The sequence below is a fragment of the Rodentibacter genomosp. 1 genome (genome assembly GCF_001999285.1).
Classification (GTDB): Bacteria; Pseudomonadota; Gammaproteobacteria; order Enterobacterales; family Pasteurellaceae; genus Rodentibacter.
In genome coordinates this window covers 1-7,392 of the sequence record NZ_MLHN01000006.1, presented here as the reverse complement: position 1 = coordinate 7,392, position 7,392 = coordinate 1, and the positions used below count along the sequence as shown (strand labels likewise).

General features: G+C 40.4%; 11 protein-coding genes. 10 read left to right on the top strand and 1 reads right to left on the bottom strand.

The genetic code is table 11. The features are described 5' to 3' along the window. Window positions 1-406 precede the first annotated feature (406 nt). Window positions 407-874 (top strand): GNAT family N-acetyltransferase, encoded by a 468-nt coding sequence (locus tag BKK54_RS03350; protein ID WP_077541507.1) that lies wholly within the window; start codon window positions 407-409, stop codon window positions 872-874. Window positions 875-1,131: 257 nt separating this feature from the next. Here the strand turns inward: BKK54_RS03350 and BKK54_RS03345 are convergent, their stop codons facing one another. Next, window positions 1,132-1,305 (bottom strand): ribbon-helix-helix protein, CopG family, encoded by a 174-nt coding sequence (locus BKK54_RS03345; protein ID WP_077493901.1) that lies wholly within the window; start codon window positions 1,303-1,305, stop codon window positions 1,132-1,134. Between the two features lie 534 nt (window positions 1,306-1,839). On the opposite strand from BKK54_RS03345, the gene BKK54_RS03340 reads away from it, so the two are divergent. The 9 genes from BKK54_RS03340 (at window position 1,840) to BKK54_RS03305 (ending at window position 7,295) form a co-directional block, all read left to right on the top strand. Beyond that, window positions 1,840-2,421, top strand: a complete 582-nt coding sequence (locus tag BKK54_RS03340; protein WP_077541504.1) for a KilA-N domain-containing protein — start codon at window positions 1,840-1,842, stop codon at window positions 2,419-2,421. Window positions 2,422-2,518: 97 nt separating this feature from the next. Continuing rightward, window positions 2,519-2,935, top strand: a complete 417-nt coding sequence (locus BKK54_RS03335; RefSeq protein WP_143541409.1) for a hypothetical protein — start codon at window positions 2,519-2,521, stop codon at window positions 2,933-2,935. After that, entirely contained in the window at window positions 2,932-3,084 is a 153-nt protein-coding gene (locus BKK54_RS11720) for a hypothetical protein (protein WP_158074609.1), read from the top strand. Before BKK54_RS03335 ends, BKK54_RS11720 begins: the two co-directional genes overlap by 4 nt. Before the next feature lie 45 nt (window positions 3,085-3,129). Next, window positions 3,130-4,065, top strand: coding sequence for a hypothetical protein (locus BKK54_RS03330; RefSeq protein ID WP_077541502.1), 936 nt, complete (start codon window positions 3,130-3,132; stop codon window positions 4,063-4,065). A 10-nt stretch (window positions 4,066-4,075) separates the two neighbouring features. After that, window positions 4,076-4,858: a phage recombination protein Bet gene (gene bet, locus BKK54_RS03325; RefSeq protein ID WP_077541500.1), complete on the top strand. Its 783-nt coding sequence runs from the start codon at window positions 4,076-4,078 to the stop codon at window positions 4,856-4,858. Next, window positions 4,855-5,472 (top strand): YqaJ viral recombinase family protein, encoded by a 618-nt coding sequence (locus BKK54_RS03320; RefSeq protein ID WP_077541498.1) that lies wholly within the window; start codon window positions 4,855-4,857, stop codon window positions 5,470-5,472. Before bet ends, BKK54_RS03320 begins: the two co-directional genes overlap by 4 nt. 21 nt (window positions 5,473-5,493) lie before the next feature. Continuing rightward, window positions 5,494-6,360, top strand: a complete 867-nt coding sequence (locus tag BKK54_RS03315) for a DNA-binding protein (protein WP_077541496.1) — start codon at window positions 5,494-5,496, stop codon at window positions 6,358-6,360. 42 nt (window positions 6,361-6,402) lie between these two features. Further along, window positions 6,403-6,969 (top strand): hypothetical protein, encoded by a 567-nt coding sequence (locus BKK54_RS03310; RefSeq protein ID WP_077541494.1) that lies wholly within the window; start codon window positions 6,403-6,405, stop codon window positions 6,967-6,969. After that, complete coding sequence (locus BKK54_RS03305; RefSeq protein WP_077541492.1) at window positions 6,954-7,295, top strand: hypothetical protein; 342 nt, start codon at window positions 6,954-6,956, stop codon at window positions 7,293-7,295. Before BKK54_RS03310 ends, BKK54_RS03305 begins: the two co-directional genes overlap by 16 nt. Window positions 7,296-7,392: the final 97 nt, after the last annotated feature.

Here is a 7,392-nt window from a genome sequence, read left to right as displayed (position 1 = left end):
ACATTTGGCTAGGCAAATGCCCAATTTTGACATAGGACCTCAAACAATCTAAACGGAATGACAACGGGCAGATTGTGCGACCTTGATAATAGCAGGTGAAATTATCCCCACGCAGTCGAGGGAAAGAGACTGCACATCAAAAACCGCTCTCAAACCCTGTACGAAGCAATTCGCCCAATCTTCTTGAATCACTCCGTCAGAGAGCGGTTTTTAATGACATAGAGACCTTGTCTCACTCCGTTTGCCCACTGTAACAGGTAGGCTTTTTTACAGTATTCCTTGAAAAGAAAGTTTATGACATAATGTAACAAAATCTATGTCAATGACTTGACAATTTTCATACTGATTATTTGTATTAACTAATTGATTTTTTTAAAGTAAAACCTTTTAACCAAGGAATGATTATATGAAAGTTACATTTATAATAATGAAAGACAATGATTCCAATTATAAAAAATGTCAAGAACAGCTTCAAAAATACAAGTGGAAAAACTTTGATAATGGAACACTAAATAACAATTATATTAGGTATGCTATTCTAAATGAGGAAAACAGTTTAATTGGCTTTTACCAACTTATTGAAATGCAAGATCCTTGGGAGGATAAGGCAAGTTGCGAGCTATACAAGCTATTTATTTTTCCTCAATATAGAAAAAAAGGATATGGTTTATTAGTAGCTGGAAAGCTAATAGAGAAAATTTATCAAGAATACAATGAATTTTATATAGAAATATTAGATGAAACTCAAGATTTCTGGTGTAAAAGCATTGGTCACTTTATAGAAGAAAAATATGAATGTAGTAATAATTTCAGAGTCCAAGGTGGAACACGGTGTATCTTTAGAAAGCGTCTCCACGAGGATATAAAAATTTAGTTAGAAAGTAGTAGCAAATTTTCACAATCCCACTTTACAGCGTGGGATTTTTTATTTGACAACCGCAAAATCTCGGATTAAGATAACCGCACTTACTTCTTCAGCGGTTTTCCGCACCCGACAGCATAGCGGTTTTTTTATGCCTAAAATTCACACTTCTCATATCTGAGAAGTGAAGATCTAAGATCGGGGCGAGAGAGCGATATACAATACATCTGAATAAGCTCCGCCGTCTGAAGCGGTAAGTTGAACCCCGATCAGCCCTGATAACTTAAAATCATCTCCTCGATGAGTGCAGTTTTAGATTTACCCGTTCGTTCACTTAATAGATTTAAATATTGGATCGTTTCTTCTTTCAACTTAAAACCAACCATACGTACTCCTCGTTTTTTATCAGAACGGTCTTGAATTTCTTTTTTTGTCATTGCCATATCAGCTTCCTGTTGATTTTTAAAATCTAAGTTGTTATATTAGGAGCCGTTGGGGGGAGTACCAGTCCCCCCGCAGGGTTATCCATTAACTAGTAAGCGTTTGAACTTACTACCAACAAGATAACTAGGATTGCGATTTTCCAGAACATAATCCTAGCTCCTTTTTAAGACCGCTCACTACAAGGGCGGTTTCTTGTTCTAAAGCACCTTGCCTTAGATATGACTATTGTAGTTAAAACTATATTTAATTGCAAGTATTTTTTGTAGTTTTAAATATATTTTTTATTTGACAACCCTAACACTTTATACTACTATCCGCCCTAAGGTGTCAGAACCTTTTCTTAAGCGGCGGTAGTAAGCAGATCGCCAAAGTGCGGTCTTTTTTTATGCCGAAATCTCGACTATGTCGAGAGGGCGACTAATACAATACCTTCGGGGAATACGTCCACCCTTAACCGCTTAGGAGGGTTCTGAACCTCTCGACTCCACTGTCAGAAGTGGATTATTTCAGAAAATCTAAGCGGAGATGTCATTATGACAAACTTATCAATTCTTAAAACCTCAATTCGTAGTCTTGATGGACTTTACTCTTTAACTGATCTTCACAAAGCAAGTGGTGGAGACGAAAAACATAAACCAGTTTTATTTTTACGTTTAGATCAAACCAAAGATCTTATTTCAGAAATTGAGAATGACAAAGTACAGATCTGTACTTTGCCAGTAAAAACTGTTCGAGGTGGTAAAAATCCAAGTACATACGCCTGTGAGGAATTAGTCTTAGCCTACGCAACTTGGATTAGCCCTAAATTCCATTTGGTCGTACTACGGGCATTTTTAGCAATGCACCGGAATGAACCGAAACAACTTGCTTTGCCTGAACCAACGGTAGATCGAGAATTTCAACAGACGATGATTAAAATCTTAAACTACGCCCGCCAATACGAGCAATTCCAACGTGCAATCTGTACGAAACGAGGTGAAGAACAAAGACGACAAATTGAGTTCTTCTTCTCTGATATTGTTGGCGATGACGGCTATCTGTTCATCTTCCGCAACAACATTACACAGGATATTCAAAAAGCAACGGATATGCTGTATTCGCAAATAACCCGATAAAAACCCACCCCAAACCGACCGCACTTTTCCCCGTGAAAATCGAGTGGCGGTTTTCTGCACCCCAAATTCAGCAAATCGACTAAAAAGGAAACAAAAAATGAAGAAACGAAAGAAACGCCAAAACCAAAGAAAATGTAGCCAACGAAACCAAACGGCAATGCGCTCTCGCACCGTATTTCTCAACGATCCACCGAAAAAGGACACCATTATGCACAAATCAATCTTTGAATTTCTCGCCTTTCTTGGCAAAGGCACACTTGTTTTACTCGCCACCGCAATCGTAGTGATAGCCATTTTTAGTGGCTCTCAAGCGTGGGGCAACCCAACCGACTGGCACAATAATGAAGTCAGCGAGCAAATTAGCCAACAAGCCCGAGCCGAAGCCCGAAAATTGTGGCGTGAAGAAAATGGAGACTGGCAACCAAATTTAACCCCACAGGCGGAGCAGGAACTCCTCCACTACACCGCACAAAAACAAGCAGAAATTGACCGCACTTTGAGGATTCAAAAATGAAACGAATTTACCCACCACATCAATGCGACAGCGACCACGATTATGGCGACCAATTTGACGAACCTCAAGGCAAACCCGAACCGGATATTTACGATTGGAGAAATGAGGATGACTACAACGGTGAGGTGGTGTGGGAAGCGCCACAATAATCCATCCAAACTTAACACACCCTTTAAAAAATACGGAGAATAACGATGTTTGAACTCATCTTATCGACAGAAAGCAAAGTGCTTTCGACCAATATTGTCGATTTTGAAAAACAAGCCGAACAATATCTTGCTACGCTAACCAATACCTTTGAAACCGATGACGATTTTGCTAAGGCAAAAGAGGAAGTGAAAGCGCTCAAGGAAATTGAAACCAAAATCCGCACGGCAATTAAACAAACTCAAAACGGCGATATTGCGAATCTTATCGCTACGGCAGAACAAATCGCCGACCGCTTTAAAGATGAACGGTTAAGTCGTGAAAAATTGGTGAAAAATAAAGAGGCAGAAATCAAAGAAAATATTGTGATGGCAGCCTTTGAAGAAGTCCAAAGTGTTCGCAGTGGTTTTGAGAGCAGCGTATCACTGGCGTTAGAAAAGATTATACCGAAAAGTGTCATTACAAAACGCCTTGAGGACGCCACCAAAAGACGAAGTACATTAAACACCCTCACAAGTGCGGTCAATGCCGAAACACAGGCGGTTAAAGCCGAAATTGCAGAAGAAGCCGCTCGCTTATCAGGCAGACTTAAACTGATTCCTGCAAGCTATGATTATCTGTTTAAAGACTGGCTCGAATTGATTACCGGCACAGAGGATTTAACCTTAATTGTGCAGCAGCGCATTGAGGCAGAACAACAGCGTGAAACGGAATTAAAAGCAAAGGCGGAACAAGAAGCCAAAGCAAAAGCCGAAGCGGAAAAGGTGCAAGCAGAAGCGAAAGCTGTTGCAGAGGAAATGAATCAACAAACTGCCCCACTGCCACAAAGTGCGGTCGAAAATTCCTCTGAAAATACCACCGCACTTTCTGATTTTATTATCAGCATTCGTTTAAATAACACCACTCAAGCGAACGCCGTTAGTATTGCTCGTGAATTAAAAACACGTTTCGGCGATGCAGTGAGACTAAATCAAGCTAAATGAGGAAAAGAAAATGACAACAGCACTCCAAACCCTTACCCACAAACTCGCAGAACGCTTTGATATGGGAGACGGTTCCGGTTTAACCGAAACGCTTAAAGCCTCCGCCTTTGCCGGCGCTAATGTAAATGACGCTCAAATGGTTGCTTTATTGGTTATTGCCAACCAATATCAACTTAACCCTTGGACAAAAGAAATCTATGCGTTCCCCGGAGGCAATGGCGGATTAACACCGATTGTCGGCGTGGACGGTTGGATTCGTATTATCAACCGAGAACCGCAATATGACGGAATGGAATTTAGTTTTTCCGAAGACTATTCATTTTGCACTTGCACTATCTATCGCAAAGATCGCAGTAAACCCATTGTCGTTACTGAGTTTCTGCAAGAGTGTTTTAAAGCAAACAGCCCGGCGTGGAAATCCCACCCTAAACGTATGTTGCGCCATAAAGCGATGATTCAATGCGCACGTTTAGCCTTTGGTTTTACCGGTATTTACGACCAAGATGAGGCAGAGCGAATTGCAGAAACTAAAGAACCGATTAATGTGACACCACAACCGACAGTGATTGAAGCTCAAGTAATCGAATTAATCACACCCGAACAGCTTGAAGAAATGAAAAACCTCATTGAAATCACACGATCTGATGTCAATGGCGTACTTGCCGCCTGTGGAGTATCAAATCTTGAGAAAATCCCCCAAAACCGTGCAGAACACGCACTTAATAAACTACGTCATAAATTAAATCAACAGCAAATTCAAGATGATAATTTAGGCGAGGAAATCCGGTTATGATAGATGATTTAATCACACTGAATTGTGAACAAGGCACGGAGGAATGGCTAACCGCAAGGTTAGGCATTCCCACCGCCACAGGCATTAGTAACATTGTCACCCCAACCGGAAAAAAATCAAGTAGCTGGACAGGTTATTTAGCCGAACTGGTTGCCGAAAGTGTCGAAGGCCTAGGTGAAGACAGCTATAAATCCCTTGATATGCAGCGTGGCAATCAACTTGAACCGCAAGCGAGAATGGCTTATGAGTTTGAAACCGATTGTGAAGTGGTACAAGTTGGTGGGGTTTATCGCAATGCAGACAAAGATATGATGATAAGTCCTGATGGACTGATTCCGAGTTTACGAAAAGGTTTGGAAATCAAATGCCCGAAGATGAAAACCCATATCAAATATCTACTTGAAGGCGGTGTGCCGAATGAGTACCTCATTCAAGTACAAGTTGCCCTATGGGTAACGGGTTATGACACTTGGGATTTTGTCAGCTATTGCCCGGAATATCAAAAGCAACCTATTTATATCTACACTGCACAGCGTGATCCGAAATTGATGAAAGCCTTTGACGAACATATCCCCCAATTTATTAAAACGCTTAATGCGTTGAAAGTGAGCTAATTCCATTCCGGAGATTTTATTATGAAAACTTTTCCACTAACAGAAAGGCAAACAGCATATTTTCTCAATATTGCTAAAAACAGCAAATCAGGTTTTATTGGGGTAACTTGGTACAACCCTGAGCAAAAATGGAAAGCTCATATTCAGCATATGGGACAAAACTTTAATCTTGGCTTGTTTGATAATCCCGTTGATGCTGCTATTGCTCGTGACAAAAAAGCGATGTCGTTATGGGGAGAAAACGCCGTCACTAACGATAAATTAGGGCTTTTATCAGAAAATGATCGTGAAATATGGATACCTGATGACATTGAGAAAATAAAATCTCAAATTAATCAATCCTTACCGAAACATTTAATCTACTTTGGAAGATTATTCTTTGTTCAAGTCAGCCTTTCAAGAGAGCGTGGATTAACTTTTGCCGAGGCAATGAGGCAAGAACCAAAGCTTAATAGCCTATCGAAAAAGGATCGCACCAAAATATTAATGCGGTTAAAACAAGAACGCTTCATCATTATTGATGAACAAAATAAAAATAGCGTAGATAAAAATCGGGTCTATTCAGCCAGTTATCCACCTAATCAACAATTAATCAAGGAATCCGAAATGACAATTAAAAAGGACACATCAATGACATTACAAAAACAAACCTCTCTTGAAAACAAATCACCGGAAGAATTACTCGCAATGGCAGAAGAACTTAAGAAATTATCGGAAGCGAAAAAGCAAGAAATAGCCAACGGTGATGTTATCAGAAAAACATTACGCCCACTCGTACTGAATGCTTTCCAAACGAAGGGCAAGTTTGAGCGTAAACTCAATGAGTTATTAGACGTATCCACTGAACTTGATAATGCGTTAAATGCACTGCGTGATGCAATGAAATAACCACCGCCCACTTAACTGTGGGCTTTTTTATAGGTAAACAAAATGACCAAAAAATACGAACTATTAAAAGACGATACCAAAGATTATTTTGGAAGAACCCTCTACCGCATTAAAGCCTTAATCTCTTTTGGTGAGGTGGTTGCCGGTGAACTGGGTGGCTATATTGAAGCAGAAAAGAATTTAGATCAGTCCGGTAATGCTTGGGTGTTCGGTGATGCTCGGGTGTCCGGTAATGCTTGGGTGTCCGGTGATGCTGAGGTGTACGGTAATGCTGAGGTGTACGGTAATGCTTGGGTGTACGGTAATGCTCGGGTGTCCGGTTATGCTGAGGTGTACGGTAATGCTTGGGTTAGATCTTGCGCCATTATATCCGAGCGAAAAATGATTTTCTGGGCGAGTAATGTTGGGTCAGAGAACGGCACGCTTACGGTGTTTAACGGCAAAGATGGATTAATTGTGACACGTGGCTGCTTTACCGGATCAGTCGATGAATTTTTAGCAAAATCCGCAGAGGTACACGATGAGAAAACAAAACGAGAATATCAATTGTTGATCGAAGTGGCGAAAAGTCGGATTTTGAGTGAGGAAAAATCATGCCAAATGAAGTAAAAATTACCCCAGCACTCCCTTACAGCACGGCGGTAAATATGTTCACAGTGTGGATATCTATCGTCTTTCAACGGGCGGAAATCGCCAAGCTAACGGAACTAATTAATCTACTTCAAATAAACTGGCTTTTATTCGACAGCGAAAGCCGCGAATATTTTATCTGCCAGTTCCAATCTGAAGCGGATTATTCGCAGCCAAACCAAGATTATCACCGTTTATTGACAGATTTCATCACTTGGGCAATCAATCCACCGAATCAAAGTGTGGTATCGCAGCCGCTCAATGCGTTTGTTGAGTTGCCGGTAGTTAAACAAGCACGCTCTTAATTAAGGGCGTTTTTTATGAGGAATAAATTATGTTTTGGTTTAAAAATGTCATTATCTATCGATTAACAAAATCCCTTAATTGGGATTTAACACAATT